A 17,158-nucleotide genomic window follows, 5' to 3' on the forward strand; every position below is an offset into this window, starting at 1 on the left:
GCTTTTCGCCGGACCTTGCGGAGGTCAGACCGGGGCCGCGCCCGACCCGCGCCCGCCGCGCAGCGTGTATTCGAGCGAGCCGTGGTTCACCACATGGTCGACATCGATCACCGCAGTGTTGGCATAGGTGAACCCGGGCCCGAGGCTTTTGTAGAGCTGGTCGAAATCGCGCTCGACCGTCTGGCGGTAGAGGTCCTCGAAGCTCTCGATCACGAAATAGGTCGGCTGCAGATCGCTGATCACGTAGTCGGTGCGCATGACGCGGTCGACATTGAGCATGATGCGGTTGGGGCTCTTGGCCTCGGTGGCATAGACCACCTCGGTCGGGCCCGAGAGGATCCCCGCCCCATAGGCCTTGATCCCGTCGGCTTCCTGCAGCAGCCCGAATTCAACGGTGTACCAGTAGAGCGAACCAAGCGCCTTGAGCCGGTTGTAGCGCATCGCCTTCCAGCCCGCGCGGCCATATTCCTGCATGTAATCGGCATAGACCGGATCGGTCAGCATCGGGACGTGGCCGAACACGTCGTGGAACACGTCGGGTTCCTGGATGTAATCGAAGGTGTCGCGCGTGCGAATGAAATTGCCCGCGGGGAAGCGCCGGTTGGCCAGGTGCCAGAAGAACACGTGATCGGGGATCAGCATCGGCACGGGAACCACGCTCCACCCGGTGAGCGTATCGAGCTCTTCGGACAGGCGGCCGAATTCGGGCACCCCGCCGCGGCTGAGGTCGAGCTTGTCCAGCCCGGCCATGAACGCGCTGGCCGCGCGCCCCGGCAGCACTTTCATCTGCCGTTCGAACAGGTCGTTCCAGATCCCGTCGTCGTCGCTCGAATACTGGGTCTGTTCGGGCTCGAGCCAGTCGTCGCCCACGCGGTCCGGTTTCTTGAGCGGGGCGGTGAATACCTCTGCCGGAAGGTCCGGCAAACGGGTAAAATCCTGTTCGGTCTGTGCAAGTGTAGCCATATCGTCGCGGATGATACTATCATTGACGGCCGCACACAAATGCCGAGGGCGTGATGAAATCGAGGGACTACAAGGCCGCGCTCGCACCGATGCGCGAGGAACTGGCCGCCATGGCGCGCTGGGCGCAAGCGACGGGGCAGCGCATCGTCGTCCTGTTCGAGGGGCGCGATACTGCGGGCAAGGGCGGCGCGATTCGTGCGGTGTCCGAAAAGCTCAACCCGCGCCAGTGCCATATCGCCGCGCTCGCCAAGCCGACCGAGGCCGAACAGAGCCAGTGGTATTTCCAGCGTTATGTCCGGCACCTGCCGAGCGCGGGCGAAATCGTGCTGTTCGATCGCAGCTGGTACAATCGCGCGGGCGTCGAGAAGGTCATGGGCTATGCCGATGCGCCGCAGGTCGCACGGTTTCTCGAGCAGGCCCCGACCTTCGAGAAGATGCTGGTCGATGACGGCATCTTGCTGTTCAAATACTGGCTCGGCACCGATCAGGCGCAGCAGGAGGAACGGCTGCGCGAACGGCTGGACGATCCGCTCAAACGCTGGAAGCTGTCCCCCGTCGACCTGGCGGCGCGGGGGAAATACGATGCCTATACCGAAGCGCGTGAGGCGATGCTGGCGGCGACGCATACCGAATGGGCGCCGTGGACACTGGTCGATTTCAACGATCAGAAGCGCGGCCGGCTGACGCTGCTGCGCGACCTGCTCGACCGCCTGCCGGATACGCGTGTCGCAGCGCCGCAGATCGACTTTCCGCCGCTGGGCCGCGAGCCCAAAGTCGAACGCTATACGGTGATCGAACCGATCGAGAGCTTCCCGAGCGCCTAGGCGAGGCGCGCAGAGGCCTTGGTCACCTGCCGCCCGTCCCCCGCGAAAGCGGCGAGCTCGATGTCGTCGCCGGCCCCGCGCAGGACCAGATTCAGCGCTTCGCCGGCAATCGCGGGGCTGACCCCGCGGAAACCGAACTGCGCCAGCCGGTTCTCGCCAAAGCGTTCGGCGGCCAGTTGCAGCAGCAGGCTGGCGGTCAGCGGGCCGTGGACCACCAGGCCGCGATAGCGCTCCTGCTCCAGCGCATAGGGCGCATCGTAATGGATGCGGTGGGTGTTGAAGGTCAGCGCCGAATAGCGGAACAGCAGCCGCGTATCGGGCACAAGCTGGCGATGGAGGTCCCATGCCTGCGGGTCGAACACTTCGGGGGATGGTGCCGGCGGCGACAGGGGGGCATCGGGTGCCAGCGCCTCGAGATAGACCGCGCTCTGCCGCTCGCGCACGGCGAGTTTGCCGTCGGCGCTGGTCTCGTGGTCGATCTCGACGAAAACCATTTCGCCGCGGCTGCCCGACTTGGGCGTGATCGAGACGACGCGGCTGGTCCGCTCGATCGTCGCACCGATCGTCATGGGGGCGCGGAATTCGATATCGCTCGACGCCCACATCCGCCGCGGCAGCGGGATCGGGGGAAGGAAGCTCGCCGGGTCGTCCTCGCGCAGCGGATGCCCGTCGGGGCCCAGCCGCGCAGTCGGTGCTTCGGGCGTGCAGAGGCAGAAATGGATCCCCTGCGGCATGGCGGTCGAGGCCGGCGCGCCGTGATCGAAGGTCGCGTACCACCGCGCGGCGAGCGCCGGATCGAGCCGGTCTGCCGCGCGCTGCTCGCGCCCGATCCAGTCGGCCCAATCGGACATCAGGCGGCGCGTTCGAAGACGGCGGCCATTCCCTGGCCCCCGCCGATGCACATGGTCTCGAGTCCGTAGCGCACCTCGCGGCGCTGCATTTCATGCGCCATGTCGGCGAGGATGCGGATCCCCGTCGCGCCGATCGGGTGGCCCAGCGAAATGCCCGACCCGTTGACGTTGACCAGCTCGCGGCGGCTGTCGTCCTCGGCGAAACCCCAGCCCTTCAGCACGGCGAGCGCCTGCGGGGCGAAGGCCTCGTTGAGTTCGATCAGCCCGATATCGTCCCAGCCCATGTTGGTCTTGGCGAACAGCCGTTCGACCGCGGGAACGGGGCCGATCCCCATCCGGCTGGGATCGCAGCCGGCCGCGCTCCACGAATGGAACCACAGGATCGGTTCGAGGCCCAGTTCCTCCACCTTGTCTTCTGCCACCACCAGGCAGGCGGCGGCGGCGTCGTTCTGCTGGCTGGCATTGCCCGCCGTCACGATCGCATCCGCATCGCGCTTGCCGTCGATCGGGCGCAGCTTGCCCAGCGTGTCCATGCTGGCATCCTCGCGGAAACCCTCGTCACGCGCGAAGACCACCGGATCGCCGCGCCGCTGCGGGATTTCCACCGGGACCAAATGGTCGTCGAACCGGCCTTCGGCCCAGGCGCGGGCGGCGTTCTGGTGGCTGCGCACCGCGAATGCATCGGCGGCCTCGCGGCTGATGTCGTAATCCTTGGCGAGATTCTCCGCGGTTTCGATCATGCCGGTGATCACGCCGAAGCGTTCGATCGGCTGGCTCATCAGCCGGCCGCGCGTCAGCCGGTCCCACAGCACCATGTCGCCCAGCCGTGCGCCGTGGCGCGCCTTGGTGGTGTAATGCTCGACATTGGACATGCTCTCGACCCCGCCCGCGAGCACGCAGTCGGCGACGCCGGTCTGCACCATCATCGCCGCGGTCGCGACCGCCTGCAGGCCCGAGCCACAGCGCCGGTCGAGCTGGAAGCCGGGCACCTCGATCGGATAGCCCGCCGCCAGCCAGCTCCAGCGCCCGATCGCCGGGGCCTCGCCGCTGCCATAGCCCTGGCTGAACACCACGTCGTCCACCCGCAGCGGGTCGATCCCGCTGCGTTCGACCAGCGCCTTGATGATCACCGCGCCGAGCGCGCCCGCCTCGAGCGGAGCGAGGCTGCCGAGGAACTTGCCGACCGGTGTACGCAGGGGCTTGCAGATGGCTACGCGGCGGAGTGTCGTCATGGCTTAATCCTTATCGGAGAGGCGGGCGATATCGCGATCGACGAGCTTGCCGATCGCGCCCGAGGACAGGCCGAGCCGTTCGGCGAGCACTTCCTCGGTGTGCTGGCCCAGATAGGGCGCGGGTGCGGGCCCAGCGGCTTCGCGCGAAGGGATGTTCGCAAAGCTGCGCGTGGCCGGATATTCGAAGCCGCTGGGATTGGCGGGCGAGGCACCGAACAGCGGGTTGTCGGCCACCAGCGCGGCGTCGTTCGCCGCTTCGTGCATCGTGCGGTAGCGTTCGAAAGTGGTGCCATGCGCGGCGAGACTGGCGGACAATTCGTCCCAGTCCATCCTGTCCGCGCGCTCTTGGAACAGCGCGAACAGGCGGTGGCGGTGTTCGAAACGTGGCCGGTCGCCATCGGCGAAGCGCACGCCCAGCTCGGCCTCGAGCGCGGCAATCGCGTCCGCGATCCCGAAGGCGGCGACGAGGCCGTCCCATTGCTTGGCCGTCAGTGCCGCGACCATGAAGCGCACCCCGTCGCGGCTGCGGAAGTCGCGCCCGAACGCGCCCCATATCGCATTGCCCAGCCGTTCGCGGTCGCCGCCGCGATAGAGCATTTCGGCCATCGCACCGCTATTGGCCATGGTCCCGATCGCGACATCGCCCAGCGGCACGCGCAATTCGCTGCCCTGGCCTGTGGCATCGCGCTGGCGCAGCGCGGCGAGCAGCGCGAAGGCGCAATAGGCACCGGTGATGAAATCCCACGCGGGCAGCACCTGGTTGACCGGCGGCGCGGTGGCCATGTCCCAGTCCTCGGGACCGCACATCAGCGGATAGCCGCTTGCCGCATTAACAGTGAAATCCATCGCCTGGCGCCCATCGTGCCAGCCCATGATGCGTACGCTGACCAGTTCGGGCGCGCCTTCGGGCTGCTGCGCGGCGATGGCACCATGCCCAAGGAAGCTCTTTTCCGGCAGGTTGGTGATGAGATTGCCCGTATTGGCCGACAGCGCGACCAGCAGTTCGCGCCCCTCGCCGCTGCGCAGGTCGAGCGCGACCGATTTCTTCGCCCGGTTGAGATTTTCCCAGCTCAGGCTGCGGCCCTGCTCGGTCAGCATGTAGCGGTCGTAATCGAGCCCGCCTTCCTTGTGATCGACGCGGATCACTTCGGCGCCCAGTTGCGCGCAATAGAGGCCGGCGGTGGGCGAGGCGACGAAGCTCGATGCCTCGATGATGCTCAGTCCGTCGAGAAGCTGGTACACGCTCAGATCCCCGCCGCGTAATCGCGCAGCATGTGCTTGGCGATCTGCAGCTGGAGGATCTGCGTCGTGCCTTCATAGATGCGGTAGATGCGCGCATCGCGGAAGAAACGTTCGGCATCGTATTCGGCCAGATAGCCCGCGCCGCCGTAGATCTGCACCACCCGGTCGACCACGCGGCCGCACATTTCGGAGGCGAACACCTTGAATGCCGCGGCGTGCTTGACGGTGTTCTCGCCGCGATCGACCCGCGCGGTGACATCGGCCATCATCGCTTCGGCAGCGTAGATTTCGGTCCAGCTTTCGCTGAGCATCTGCTGGATCAGCTGGAAATTGGCAATCGGTTCGCCGAACGCCTGCCGCTCATTGGCGTATTTGAGCGCCGAATCGAGCGCGCGGCGCGCATAGCCGGTGCTCGCTGCACCGACCGAGATACGGCCATTGTCGAGGCTCATCATGGCGAAGCGGAAGCCTTGCCCGGTCTGCTCGCCCAGCAACGCGTCGCCGGGGACATGCACGTCGTCGAGCATGATGTCGGAGATATGGCTGCCCGCCTGGCCCATCTTCTTGTCGGGGCTGCTGGTCGATACGCCGGGCGTGTCCATCGGCACGATGAAAGCGCTGACATGCGCGTTCTTGGGCTGCGCGTCCTTCTCGGTGCGGGCCATGATCAGCCCGACATCGGCATGCGGGGCATTGGTGATGTAGCGCTTGGTCCCGTTGAGGATCCAGCCGTTGCCTTCGGGATCGGGCCGCGCGGTGGTCGCCATGGCGGCGCTGTCGCTGCCCGAACCGGGTTCGGTCAGGCCGAAGCAGGCGATCGCGCCCTCGGCGATCCTGGGCCACCATTCGGCCTTCTGCGCGTCGGTCCCGCCATTCTTGATCGCCGAATTGAACATGCCGACATTGATCGAGAAGATCGAGCGATAGGCGGGCGCGGCATAGGCCATCGTCTGCACGACCTTGGCATATTGGGTGGTGTTGAGGCCGGCGCCGCCGAAATCCTCGGGCACGGTCAGGCCGAAAAGCCCCATCTCCTTCATTTCCGCGACGATATCGTCGGGGATGCGGTCGTTGGCGATGACTTCGGTCTCGGCCGGGATCAGCCGTTCGCGGACATAGCGTTCGAGCTGGTCGAGGAACTGGTCGAAGGTTTCGGCATCCATGCCGGGGGCAGTGGTGACACTCATTGGGGAAGCTCCATTGGTTCCGGTCCGCCCGTTTCGCGCGGGGCCGCGGCGGGCGGCATCGCCCCGTCGTCGGGCACGAGGCCTTCGGGCCGGCGCCGCTCGTCGATCATGGCGGCCGCATCGTCGAGCGCGGCAGCCTCGCTCTGGGTCACGGCTCCGGGCGGCTGATCGCCCTCGCTGCTATCGCTGCAGGCGAGCGTGGCGGACAGCGCAAGCAGCGCGGCGGTAGGGGCGACGAGTCGGGTCATGGACGCGAAGGCTAGGCGTACACACGGGCCGCGCAAAGGACGTTACGGCGTGGCTGCGTCCGGAAGAACGCGGCGCGTGTGCAGGCCGGTCAGTTCGCGTCTTCGGCCATCGCATCCATGGCTGCGGCAGCGGTGTCGGCGGCGCTGTCGCCGGCTTCCTGGATCTCCGCTTCCTCGCTCGGCGAGGCGGTGTCCATCTCGACCGGGGCGGTGTTGGCGGCGGGATCCTCGACGGGCATTTCCTCGACATCGGTCAGCGCTTCGTCGGCGGTCATTTCGACGGTGTCGGCCTCGGCTTCGGTCGAGGCATCTTCGCTGCTGCCACAGGCGGCGAGCGCGAGCGAGGCGGCAGCAGTCAGGGCGATACGGAATTTCATGGCGGTTCTCTCTCCGGTTTCGAACTTGCGCGGCGGGTAAAGCGCAAGCGACGGGCGCTGGGCAAGGGGAAAATCGCGGTGCGCCGGTTGCGCGCGCCAAACCATCTGCCATCAGGCGCACATGACCGGGATCGCCAGCGCATATCATTCCCTCAAGGATGTCTTCGGCTTCGACGGTTTCCGCGGGCGGCAGGAAGAGGTCGTTGCGCGCGTGCTGGACGGGCAGTCGACGCTGGCGGTCATGCCGACGGGGGCGGGCAAGTCGCTGACCTACCAGCTGCCCGCAGTCATGTTGCCGGGGACCTGCGTGGTCATCAGCCCGCTGATCGCGCTGATGCACGACCAGCTGCGCAGCGCGCGCGCCAACGGCATCCGGGCGGCCACGCTGACTAGCGCCGATGCCGACTGGCGCGAAACGCAGGATGCCTTCCGCGCGGGCGAACTGGACCTGCTCTATGTCGCGCCCGAACGCGCCAGCCAGCCGGGTTTCCGCGACCTGCTGGGTGCCGCACCGCTATGTCTCTTCGCGATCGACGAGGCGCATTGCGTGTCCGAATGGGGGCACGACTTCCGCCCCGACTACCGCATGCTGCGCAGCATGCTCGATGCCTTCCCGCAGGTCCCGCGGCTGGCTCTGACCGCCACCGCCGACAAGCAGACCCGCAGCGACGTGATGGCGCAGCTGGGCATCCCCGACGACGGGCTGGTGCTCGCAGGCTTCGACCGGCCCAATATCCGCTATGCCATTCGCCACCGCGACAACCCGGTGCGCCAGCTGACCGATCTGATGGCCGCCGCACCCGGTCCGGGGATCGTCTACGCCCCGACGCGGCGCAAGGTGGAGGATCTGGCGGACAAGCTGGCCGCTGCCACCGGGCGCGCGGTGCTGCCCTATCACGCGGGGCTCGATGCGGGGACGCGCGCTGCCAACCAGGCGGCATTCGTGACCAGCGAGGACATGGTCATCGTCGCCACGGTCGCCTTCGGCATGGGGATCGACAAGCCCGACGTGCGCTTCGTCGCGCATGTCGGCGTGCCCAAGTCGATCGAGGGCTATTACCAGGAAACCGGCCGGGCGGGGCGCGACGGCGATCCGGCCCAAGCGGTGATGTTCTGGGGCGCGGGTGATTTCGCCACCGCGCGGCAGCGGCTGGCCGAAATCGACGAGACGCGGCGCGGTGCGGAGCGTGCGCGGCTCGACGCGCTTGCCGGGCTGGTCGAGACCGCCGCCTGCCGCCGCGCGGTGCTGCTGCGCCATTTCGGGGAGAACCCGCCCGAGACCTGCGGTAATTGCGACAATTGCCTCGAACAGCCGAGCGTGACCGATGTCACCGAGCTGGCGCGCAAGCTGCTCTCGGCGGTTTACCGCACGGGGCAAAGCTTCGGCATGGGCCACCTGCAGAAGGTCCTGACCGGGAGCGAGGACGAGCGCGTGCGCCAGCGCGGGCACGACCGGTTGAGTGTCTTCGGGATCGTCGAGGGCGAGGACGCGCGCCTGCTGCAGCCGGTCGCGCGGGCGTTGCAGGCGCGCGGCGACCTGGTCGCGACCGAGCATGGCGGGCTCGCGCTGGGCGGCTCGGCGCGCGCGATCCTGACCGGCGGGCGCGCGGTCGAGATCGTTGTGCCGCCCAAGCGCCAGCGGCGCCGCCGCGGCGATGCGACCCCCAACCCGGTGGGCGATCCATTGTTCGAGGCGCTGCGCGCGCTGCGCAAGGAACTGGCCGAGGAAGCGCAGGTGCCGCCCTATGTCGTCTTCCACGATTCGACGCTGCGCGAGATGGCCGGCGCGCGCCCCGGCACGCTCGGCGAACTGGGCCGGCTCCCCGGTATCGGAGCGAAAAAGCTCGAAGCCTATGGCGAGCGCTTCCTCCGTGTGATCGGAGACCATTGAACCCCGTCACCCTGTGATATAAAAGTGATATCATAATTATTGGAGGGATGATTCGTCATGGCTGTCGAACTAAGGGGAATGAAAACCAGCAGCGAGCATCCTGGCTCCAGCTTCAGCGGTTATCCGGTGCTGGCGCTGATCGCGCTGCTGCTGGTGCTGGCGGCATGGAACATCGCGGGCAACATGCCGCTGCATGACGCCGACAGGGCCGCCAAGCTGACCTTCGTCGGCCTGCTGATCCTGCCGATACTGGTGCTCGCCTTCCTGGCGGCGGGTTTTTTCATGATCCAGCCCAACCAGGCCGCGGTGATCACGCTGTTCGGCGCCTATCGCGGCACCGAGCGGCGCGAGGGCCTGCGCTGGGTGTGGCCGTGGATGGTCCGGACCAAGCTCTCGGTCCGCGCGCACAACATCCATTCGGAGCGGGTGAAGATCAACGATCTGCGCGGCAATCCGATCGAAATTGCCTGCAACGTCGTGTGGCGGGTGGCGGATACTGCGCAGGCCAGTTTCGACGTCGACGATTACAAGGAATTCGTGAACATCCAGATCGAGGCGGGGCTGCGCACTGTCGGGTCGCGCCATCCCTATGACGATTTCGAGAACGAGGAAGTGACGCTGCGCGGCAGCGCCGACGTCATCAACCGCGAACTGCTCGAGGAACTCAACGACCGGCTGAAAGCTGCCGGGATCCTCGTCGACGAGGCGGGCCTCACTCACCTCGCCTATGCCAGCGAGATCGCCAGCGCCATGCTCAAGCGGCAGCAGGCCGATGCGATCATCGCGGCACGGGCCAAGATCGTGCTCGGCGCGGTCGGCATGGTGGAGGATGCGCTGACCAAGCTGGCGCAGGACGACATCGTCGAACTGGACGACGAACGCCGCGCGGCCATGGTCAGCAATCTGATGGTCGTGCTGTGCGGCGAGAAGGACGTGCATCCCGTCATCAATGCGGGCTCGCTCTACCAGTAGCCATGCGCGGCCCCAGGATCCGATGACGAAGAAGGCCTTCGCCCTGCGCCTCGACCCGGCGGTCCATGCCGCGATCGAGCGGCTCGCGGCAAGCGAATTGCGCAGCGCCAATGCGCAGATCGAAATGCTGCTGCGCGAAGCGCTGGCAAAGCGCGGGATCGAGGTGCCGGTTTCGAAGCCGCCCAAGCGCGGCCGACCAAAGAAGGAGGAGGAGTGAGATGACAGTGATTCACTGGCTGAGCGCCGGGGCCCTGCTGGCATCGGTGGGCACCGCGTCCGTGGTGGCCCAGGAAACGCTGGTTGCCCCCGGGCCGCAAGGCGATCTTGCAGGAACGCTGGTTGCGCCCGCCGAAGGGCAGCCGCTGGTCCTGATCATCCCGGGTTCGGGCCCGACTGACCGCGATGGAAACAGTCCGCTGGGAGTGACTGCGGCACCTTATCGCCTGCTCGCCGACGCGCTGGCCGAGCGCGGCATCGGCACATTGCGGATCGACAAGCGCGGTATGTTCGCCAGCAAGGCGGCGGTAGCGGACGCCAATGCGGTCACGATTGCCGATTATGTCACCGACACTGCAAGCTGGGTTGGCGCGGCGCGCACTGCGACCGGGGCCGAGTGCCTCTGGCTGCTGGGGCATAGCGAGGGCGGGATCGTTGCGCTCGCCGCGGCGCAGGAGGTGCCCGATCTGTGCGGGATCATCCTCGTCGCTGTGCCGGGCCGCCCGCTGGCCACCGTGCTGCGCGAGCAATTGCGCGCCAATCCCGCCAATGCGCCCTTGTTGGACGAAGCCGAGGCGGCCATCGCGACTCTGGAAACCGGCGAACGCGTCGATGCCACGCCGCTGCATCCTGCACTCCAGAGCCTCTTCGCGCCCGCAGTGCAGGGCTATCTCATCGATTTGATGGCGCAGGATCCCGCAGCGCTGGCAAAGCAGACCGACCTGCCCATGCTGATCGTCCATGGCGGGACCGATCTGCAAGTCACCGCAACCGATGCCCAAATGCTTCGTGCGGCGGCCCCACAGGCCAAGTATCTCGAAATTCCGGCGATGAACCATGTGCTCAAGGACATTCCGGACGGCGCGCCCGCAGCGAACCGCGCAAGCTATGGCGACCCCTCGCTCCCGGTATCGCGCGCATTGGTCGCGGGCGTGGCGGATTTCGTGACGCGCGATAGGGGAGCAAGCGAATGAGCGAGCGTGATGACGGGGCATGGTTCGCACCCAAGCGCTACGGCTATGGTGCAGGGCTGCCGATCGCTTGGCAGGGCTGGGCGTTGCTGGCCGGTTACATCGCGGTGATGCTCGCCCCCACCCCCCTCCTCGAATGGGATCCCATCCTCGGCACCGGCATCGCCGCAGCCGTCTGGATCGCCGCGACAGTGCTTTTCCTACTCGTCGCAAAGCGCAAGACACGCGGCGGCTGGCGCTGGCGCCACGGCGAACGCGATTGACAGGAACAGCGCGATGGACGGAGTTATTCGCCCATTAACCATTATGGGCTAGACGCTCCGCATGGCTTCGCCTTTCGTCCCTCCTGCCTCGCGCCTGCCGCGCTGGCTACTCGCCGCGATCGCCGCGGCGGCGGTGGGCGTGATCCCGCTGGCCGCGCTGCTGGCGCAGGGGGAGGGCCGCGCCAGTTTCACCGTGGCCGAAACCGGCCGCGGCTACGTGTCGCTGCAGGCTGCAGTCGATGCGATCGGCGATAGCGAAGGCACGGTGGTGATTGCCGCAGGCAATTGGAACGAATGCGCCGTGCAACGTGACGGCGTGGTCCATTTCCGTGCCGAACAGCCGGGCAAGGCGCTGCTGGGCGGCAAGGCGTGCGAAGGCAAGGCATCGCTGGTGCTGCGCGGACGCGGGGCCAGCGTCGAAGGCCTGGTGTTTGCCGATATCGCGGTTGCCGATGGCAATGGCGCGGGTATCCGTCTTGAAGAGGGGCCGCTGCGCGTTTCGCAAAGCTGGTTCCGTGACAGCCAGCAGGGCATTCTGACCACCAATGGCGTCGACAGCGAGCTGGTGGTCGACAAATCGACCTTCACCCGGCTGGGAACCTGCGAAAATTCGGGCGGCTGCGCCCATTCGATCTATGCCGGCGATTACGGCCGTGTCACGGTGACACGCAGCCGGTTCGAACAGGGCTCCGGCGGCCATTACCTCAAGTCGCGCGCGGCGCGCAACGTGATCGAGGGCAACAGTTTCGACGATGCCAACGGCCACGGAACCAATTACCTGATCGACCTGCCCAATGGCGGGACCGGTGCGATCCGCGGAAACTGGTTCGTCCAGGGGCGCGACAAGGAAAACTGGTCGACGATGATCGCCATCGGCGCCGAAGGGGCGCGTTACACGTCCGACGGGCTGGTCATTGCCGACAACGATGCGCGGATGGTCCCGGGGCTGTCGCGCAGTCCGTTCTTTATTGCCGACTGGACCAATGACGCGCTGGTGATCGAGAACAACAGGCTCGGCAGCAACGTCAGGCGCTTCGAGCGCCGCTGAACGCCGGGGCGAAGGTCACCGCGCCGCGCGGTGCGTCGCCTTCAAGCACCAATCGCTGGAAATAGCGGGGCTCCGCCCCGTCGTAGCGCAGCGCGGGATCGCATTCGAAACCGAAGCGCGCGTAATAGGCCGGGTCGCCGACCAGCACGATCCCGCGCCCACCGCTTTCCCGCAGATCGGCAATGCCGCGCTTGATCAACGCCGAACCGATGCCCTGCCGCTGCAATTCGGGCGAGACGCTGACCGGGCCGAGCCCGAACCACCCCTTGCTGCCATCGGAGATGGTGACCGGCGAAAACGCGGCATGGCCGACGATCCGCGTCGCATCCTCGGCCACCAGCGACAGCGCCAGATCGCCTTCTGCGCGCAGCTGGCCCACCAGCTGCTGCTCGTCGCCGTCGGCATGGGGCATGTCCCGAAACGCTGCCTCGGTCAGCGCGAAGATCGCCGGTGCATCGCCGCCGCGTTCGGGCCGGATCGCGATCGCGGTCACAGCAAATGTCCCGACCGGTCGCGCTTGGTCGCAAGGTAATGGGCGTTGTGCGGGTTGTCGGGCAGCGCATGCGGCACGCGTTCGGCAATCGATACGCCCACCGCGGCGAGCGCCGCGACCTTGGCCGGATTGTTCGTCATCAGCCGGATCTCCCCGACATTGAGCAGCTTCAGCATCCGCGCTGCTGTGGGAAAATCGCGCGCTTCGTCGGGCAGGCCCAGCCTTGTGTTCGCGTCGACCGTGTCGAAGCCCTGATCCTGCAGGCGGTAGGCGCGCAGCTTGTTGATGATGCCGATCCCGCGGCCTTCCTGCCGCATGTATAGCAATATGCCCCAGCCGCCCTTGTCCGCTTCCTGCGCCATCGCCTGCAGCGCGGCGGCGAGCTGCGGGCCGCAGTCGCATTTGAGGCTGCCGAGGATATCGCCCGTGAGGCATTCGGAGTGGAGCCGGACCAGCGGAATGCGGTCGGCCGATTGCTCGCCGATGATCAGCGCGACATGCTCGCGCGTGTCGTCGGGGCTGCGGAAGGCGACGATCCGCGCATCGTCGGCGGCGGCCACGGGCAGCCGCGCGCGCGAGGCGATCTGCAGCCGCGCGGCATCGGTAAAGGCGCCCACATCGGCAGCATTCAGCGCAACCGCTTCGCCGGCATTCTCGGGATCGACCAGAAAGGCGGGCAGCACGCCGGCGAGGCGGGCGAGGTCGAGCGCGGCGCGCGCCTGCTCCTCCCATTCGAGCGCCATGGCCTTGAACGGCCCCTTGAGCGGGTTGGCCATGTCGAGCGCCGGATCGGCGACCGCCAGCGCGGCCGGCAGGTCGAACGGGTCGGCGCCGCGCATCAGCACCGGCTGGCGCGGCGCGGCGGCTTCGATCTGGTTGGCCAGCTTGAGCGTCGCCGCGCGCGTGGCGGAGATCAGCATGGCCGATCCCGCCAGCTCGCCGAAAGCGGTTTCGACCGGTTGCAGCAGCGGGGCCCCTTCGATGGCGAGCGGCCAGCCGTGGCGCAGCGCGTCCACCGCCTGCGCCGCACGCCGTGAAGGGGAGGCCGTGCTCAGAGCGTGAACTCCGTCACCAGCGGCACATGGTCCGACGGTTTCTCCCAGTCGCGCGCATATTCGTGGATCGAATGGCCGGTGGCCTGCTGCGCGAGTTCGGGGCTGGCCCACATGTGGTCGAGCCGGCGGCCGCGGTCGTTCACCTTCCAGTCCTTCGACCGGTAGCTCCACCAGCTGTAATAGCGTTCGGGCGCCTTGACGTGTTCGCGCCCGATATCGCTCCAGCCGTGCGCGTCCATGAAGCGCTGCAGGCTCTCGACCTCGATCGGCGTGTGGCTGACCACCTTGAGCAATTGCTTGTGGTTCCACACGTCGCTTTCGAGCGGGGCGATGTTGAAATCGCCGACGATCAGCGTCGGGCGGTCGACCGCATCGGCCCAGCGGGTCATCCGCTCAAGGAAATCGAGTTTCTGGCCGAACTTGGCGTTTTTCTCGCGGTCGGGCTCGTCGCCGCCCGCCGGGACATAGACATTCTCGACGATCATCCCGTCATGCTCGGTCAGCTCGACCCCGACATGGCGCGCCTCGCCATTGTCCTGCCAGTCGTGGCGGCTGAATTCCCTGAGCGGCGTTTTCGCCACCGTCGCGACGCCGTGATAGCCCTTCTGCCCATGCACGGCGAAATGCTCGTATCCCAGCGCGCGGAACGCCTCGTAGGGGAACTGGTGCTCCTGGCACTTGATCTCCTGCAGGCACAGCACATCGGGCGCCTGCTCTTCGATGAAGCGCTCGACGATGGGCATGCGCAGGCGGACGGAATTGATGTTCCAGGTAGCGATAGAAACCATGGCCAGCGACTTAGGACGCGCGCCGGGAAAACTCCACCTTTCCCTTTTCGCATCGAGCCGATAGCGCGGGGGGCGATTGCCAGGAGAGCTACATGATCCGGACCCCTTCCCTCGCCGCGCTGGCGGCATCCGCCGCGCTGTTGCTGGGTGGCTGCACCACCACCAACAATTACAACTATCCCGACAAGGCGCGCGCCGCCGCCCCGGCTGCCAGCGAAACGCAGGCCGCGGGCAAGGCGAAGAACGTCATCCTGTTCATCGGCGACGGCATGGGCATTTCCACCGTCACCGCCGCGCGCATCTATGCGGGTCAGAAACAGGGGCAAAGCGGCGAGGAATACGTCCTGCCGTTCGAGACCTTCGACAATGTCGCGCTGGTCAAGACCTACAACACCGACGCGCAGGTCGCCGACAGCGCGGGCACGGCCAGCGCCATGCATACGGGCGTGAAAACCCGGATCGGCGTGCTCGGCTACGGGCCGGGCGTGACCACGGGCGACTGCGCTTCGGGCAGCGGGCACGAACTGGGCCTGCTGGGCGAAGAGGTGAAGCAGCGCGGACTGGCGCTGGGCATCGTCAGCACCGCGCGGCTCACGCATGCGACCCCCGCCTCGGTCTATGCGCGCAGCGTGTCGCGCGACTGGGAAGGCGATACCGCCATTCCCGAAGACCAGCGCGGACGGGGCTGCAGCGACATCGCGCAGCAATTGGTCGCCGCGCCGTTCGATGTCGCGCTGGGCGGCGGCAGCGTGGCATTTTATGGCAAGCAGAACGGCGGACTGCGGCTCGATGACGGCGCCGACCTGCCCGGCGACTGGCAGGCCGCCACCGGGGGCCATTTCGTCACCACCGCCGCCGATCTGGCCGCAGCTCCCGCCGATGCGCCGCTGCTCGGGCTCTTTTCGCCCAGCCACATGACCTACATGGTCGATCGCGACGCCGAGAGCAGCGAACCCACGCTGACCGACATGACTGCCGCGGCCGTTACCCGGCTGGCAGGCGACCCGGACGGCTTCTATTTGATGGTCGAAAGCGGGCGGATCGATCACGGCCACCACGCGGGGCAGGCGGGCTACGCGCTGGAGGAAGCGGTCGAGTTCGCGCGCGCAATCCAGTGGGCGATCGACAACACCGACCCGGCCGAAACGCTGATCATGGTCACGGCCGATCACAGCCATGTGTTCACCATCGCGGGCTATCCGCGGCGCGGCAACGATATCCTCGGCCTCGTCGTCCCGCCCGCCGGCGGGGGCGGGGACGACGCCGATCCGATGCTGGCCGCCGATGGCCAGCCCTACACCACGCTTGGCTATGCCAATGGTCCGGGGGCTGTGAAGCACGATGCGGGCGCCGGCCGACCGACCCCCGAAACCGGGGTGATGGCGCATCAGCAGGCGCTGGTCCCCCTGGGGTCGGAAACGCATGCGGGCGAGGATGTCGCGCTCTACGCCAATGGCCCGGGCGCGGGCAGCGTGCGCGGCGTGATGGAGCAGAACCTGATCTACGACGTGATCCGCAAGGCATACGGCTGGCCGGCGGACTGATCGGCGGCGCGGCGCGGACCTTGCGTCCGGGCCGCCACCAGCACGGCGCCCAGACACAAAAAACCCCCGCACCGGGGGCATTGGTGCGGGGGTTTCCTGTGAGCGTTCGTCACGCTTGGTACGAGATGAACCTGATCGAAGGGGTCAACAGGGGGAAACCCGCTTCGTGTCGTCTCGTGATGGTTAAATTAGGCCGGGGCCGATTGCTGTTCTATGAACGCGCCGTTGCGGGATATCGCACACCGCGCACCGTTCGCCGCGAGGCCGTTTATCCCGGGCGACGGGATGAACGGCGCGGATCGCGGAAGGTGAACGCACTGTCCGCCACCGCGACGCCATAGCGCTGGTTAGCGAGCTGCACCGTGGTCCGGTGGTTCTGCGAATCGAGCGAGACCCAATGCGTCAGCCGCAGCCCGCCGGGCGCGGCGCGGTCCCGTGCGAAAATCAGCGTGATCACGCCGAATTCGGGCCGCTTGGTGTCGCGCACCTCGACGCTGACCACATCGGGATGGCTGGTCGGGACCAGCTTGCCATACCGTTTCACGTCGCGGCTGGGGTCGAGCAACGCCCCCAGCGGCGAATTGCTGATCGGCCAGCGCTGCACCTGATTGACCTCGTAATCGACCATGTACATCGACTTGCCGTTCGACACGACGAGCATGGGGACGCCCTTTTCGTATTCGAAGCGGATCTTGCCGGGACGCTTGAGCGTCATCACGCCGCGGACCGTCTGGCCGCTGCGGTCGGTCTGGACGAAATCGGCCTTCATGGTGGAAATCCCGCGCAGCGCGGTCACCGCGCGATCGAGATCGCCTTCAGCCGCCACTGCGGGCGCAGGCGTAAGCACGGCCGATACGGGAAGCGCCGCAGCCAGCGAAAGAGCCAGCGCGGCGCGGATCGTTTTGTTCGATTTCGAAGACAAGGTGCTCATGCTCCTGCTGATAGACACGGAGCGTTGAACCATCACTGAACCAACTGCGTTCCCGCGGTTCA

At 67.0% G+C, this 17,158-nt stretch carries 19 protein-coding genes; 8 read left to right on the top strand and 11 right to left on the bottom strand.

Annotated elements, in window-relative coordinates; all coding sequences use genetic code 11:
• Positions 1–24: 24 nt before the first annotated feature.
• Positions 25–963 carry a phenylalanine 4-monooxygenase gene (gene phhA / locus WKH79_RS11695; protein WP_341858971.1) on the bottom strand — a complete coding sequence of 313 codons (939 nt, stop codon included), beginning with the start codon at positions 961–963 and terminating at the stop codon, positions 25–27.
• A 53-nt stretch (positions 964–1,016) separates the two neighbouring features.
• Between phhA and ppk2 the strand changes: the two genes are divergently transcribed.
• Positions 1,017–1,787, top strand: coding sequence for a polyphosphate kinase 2 (gene ppk2, locus WKH79_RS11700; protein ID WP_341858972.1), 771 nt, complete (start codon positions 1,017–1,019; stop codon positions 1,785–1,787).
• Here the strand turns inward: ppk2 and WKH79_RS11705 are convergent.
• From WKH79_RS11705 to WKH79_RS11730, 6 genes are all read right to left on the bottom strand, one after another.
• Complete coding sequence (locus tag WKH79_RS11705) at positions 1,784–2,638, bottom strand: MaoC family dehydratase N-terminal domain-containing protein (RefSeq protein WP_341858973.1); 855 nt, start codon at positions 2,636–2,638, stop codon at positions 1,784–1,786. The two genes, ppk2 and WKH79_RS11705, sit on opposite strands and share 4 nt — an antisense overlap.
• Positions 2,638–3,870 carry an acetyl-CoA C-acetyltransferase gene (locus tag WKH79_RS11710; protein WP_341858974.1) on the bottom strand — a complete coding sequence of 411 codons (1,233 nt, stop codon included), beginning with the start codon at positions 3,868–3,870 and terminating at the stop codon, positions 2,638–2,640. Before WKH79_RS11710 ends, WKH79_RS11705 begins: the two co-directional genes overlap by 1 nt.
• Positions 3,871–3,873: 3 nt before the next feature.
• Positions 3,874–5,112: a CoA transferase gene (locus WKH79_RS11715; protein ID WP_341858975.1), complete on the bottom strand. Its 1,239-nt coding sequence runs from the start codon at positions 5,110–5,112 to the stop codon at positions 3,874–3,876.
• A 2-nt stretch (positions 5,113–5,114) separates the two neighbouring features.
• Positions 5,115–6,299 (bottom strand): acyl-CoA dehydrogenase family protein, encoded by a 1,185-nt coding sequence (locus tag WKH79_RS11720; protein WP_341858976.1) that lies wholly within the window; start codon positions 6,297–6,299, stop codon positions 5,115–5,117.
• The gene (locus WKH79_RS11725) at positions 6,296–6,547 is read right to left on the bottom strand and encodes a hypothetical protein (RefSeq protein ID WP_341858977.1); all 252 of its coding nucleotides are present in this window, start codon (positions 6,545–6,547) and stop codon (positions 6,296–6,298) included. The genes WKH79_RS11720 and WKH79_RS11725 overlap by 4 nt, the downstream gene beginning before the upstream one ends.
• Before the next feature lie 89 nt (positions 6,548–6,636).
• Positions 6,637–6,924: a hypothetical protein gene (locus tag WKH79_RS11730; protein WP_063511608.1), complete on the bottom strand. Its 288-nt coding sequence runs from the start codon at positions 6,922–6,924 to the stop codon at positions 6,637–6,639.
• Between the two features lie 121 nt (positions 6,925–7,045).
• Between WKH79_RS11730 and recQ the strand changes: the two genes are divergently transcribed.
• The 6 genes from recQ (at position 7,046) to WKH79_RS11760 (ending at position 12,285) form a co-directional block, all read left to right on the top strand.
• Positions 7,046–8,815 (top strand): DNA helicase RecQ, encoded by a 1,770-nt coding sequence (gene recQ / locus WKH79_RS11735; protein ID WP_341858978.1) that lies wholly within the window; start codon positions 7,046–7,048, stop codon positions 8,813–8,815.
• Between the two features lie 57 nt (positions 8,816–8,872).
• Positions 8,873–9,787: an SPFH domain-containing protein gene (locus WKH79_RS11740; RefSeq protein WP_063505314.1), complete on the top strand. Its 915-nt coding sequence runs from the start codon at positions 8,873–8,875 to the stop codon at positions 9,785–9,787.
• Positions 9,788–9,809: 22 nt separating this feature from the next.
• Positions 9,810–10,004, top strand: a complete 195-nt coding sequence (locus WKH79_RS11745) for a hypothetical protein (RefSeq protein ID WP_082847412.1) — start codon at positions 9,810–9,812, stop codon at positions 10,002–10,004.
• A 1-nt stretch (position 10,005) separates the two neighbouring features.
• Entirely contained in the window at positions 10,006–10,977 is a 972-nt protein-coding gene (locus WKH79_RS11750) for an alpha/beta fold hydrolase (RefSeq protein WP_341858979.1), read from the top strand.
• Positions 10,974–11,237, top strand: coding sequence for a hypothetical protein (locus tag WKH79_RS11755; RefSeq protein ID WP_341858980.1), 264 nt, complete (start codon positions 10,974–10,976; stop codon positions 11,235–11,237). The genes WKH79_RS11750 and WKH79_RS11755 overlap by 4 nt, the downstream gene beginning before the upstream one ends.
• A 61-nt stretch (positions 11,238–11,298) precedes the next feature.
• Positions 11,299–12,285, top strand: a complete 987-nt coding sequence (locus tag WKH79_RS11760; RefSeq protein WP_341858981.1) for a right-handed parallel beta-helix repeat-containing protein — start codon at positions 11,299–11,301, stop codon at positions 12,283–12,285.
• On the opposite strand, the gene WKH79_RS11765 is transcribed toward WKH79_RS11760, so the two are convergent.
• Genes WKH79_RS11765 through xth form a run of 3 tightly spaced genes read right to left on the bottom strand, consistent with a single transcriptional unit; the run spans position 12,263 to position 14,621 of the window.
• Positions 12,263–12,778, bottom strand: coding sequence for an N-acetyltransferase (locus tag WKH79_RS11765; protein WP_156494032.1), 516 nt, complete (start codon positions 12,776–12,778; stop codon positions 12,263–12,265). The genes WKH79_RS11760 and WKH79_RS11765 overlap by 23 nt on opposite strands.
• On the bottom strand, positions 12,775–13,794 hold the full coding sequence (gene ribA, locus WKH79_RS11770; RefSeq protein WP_341858982.1) for a GTP cyclohydrolase II: 1,020 nt from the start codon (positions 13,792–13,794) through the stop codon (positions 12,775–12,777). Before ribA ends, WKH79_RS11765 begins: the two co-directional genes overlap by 4 nt.
• A gap of 35 nt (positions 13,795–13,829) precedes the next feature.
• Positions 13,830–14,621 carry an exodeoxyribonuclease III gene (xth, locus tag WKH79_RS11775; RefSeq protein ID WP_341858983.1) on the bottom strand — a complete coding sequence of 264 codons (792 nt, stop codon included), beginning with the start codon at positions 14,619–14,621 and terminating at the stop codon, positions 13,830–13,832.
• 92 nt (positions 14,622–14,713) lie between these two features.
• On the opposite strand from xth, the gene WKH79_RS11780 reads away from it, so the two are divergent.
• Positions 14,714–16,165, top strand: coding sequence for an alkaline phosphatase (locus tag WKH79_RS11780; protein ID WP_341858984.1), 1,452 nt, complete (start codon positions 14,714–14,716; stop codon positions 16,163–16,165).
• A 268-nt stretch (positions 16,166–16,433) separates the two neighbouring features.
• On the opposite strand, the gene WKH79_RS11785 is transcribed toward WKH79_RS11780, so the two are convergent.
• Positions 16,434–17,096 (bottom strand): outer membrane lipoprotein carrier protein LolA, encoded by a 663-nt coding sequence (locus WKH79_RS11785; RefSeq protein WP_050601640.1) that lies wholly within the window; start codon positions 17,094–17,096, stop codon positions 16,434–16,436.
• Positions 17,097–17,158 lie beyond the last annotated feature (62 nt).

Source organism: Qipengyuania sp. GPGPB31 (assembly GCF_038396345.1).
GTDB lineage: Bacteria > Pseudomonadota > Alphaproteobacteria > Sphingomonadales > Sphingomonadaceae > Qipengyuania > Qipengyuania citrea.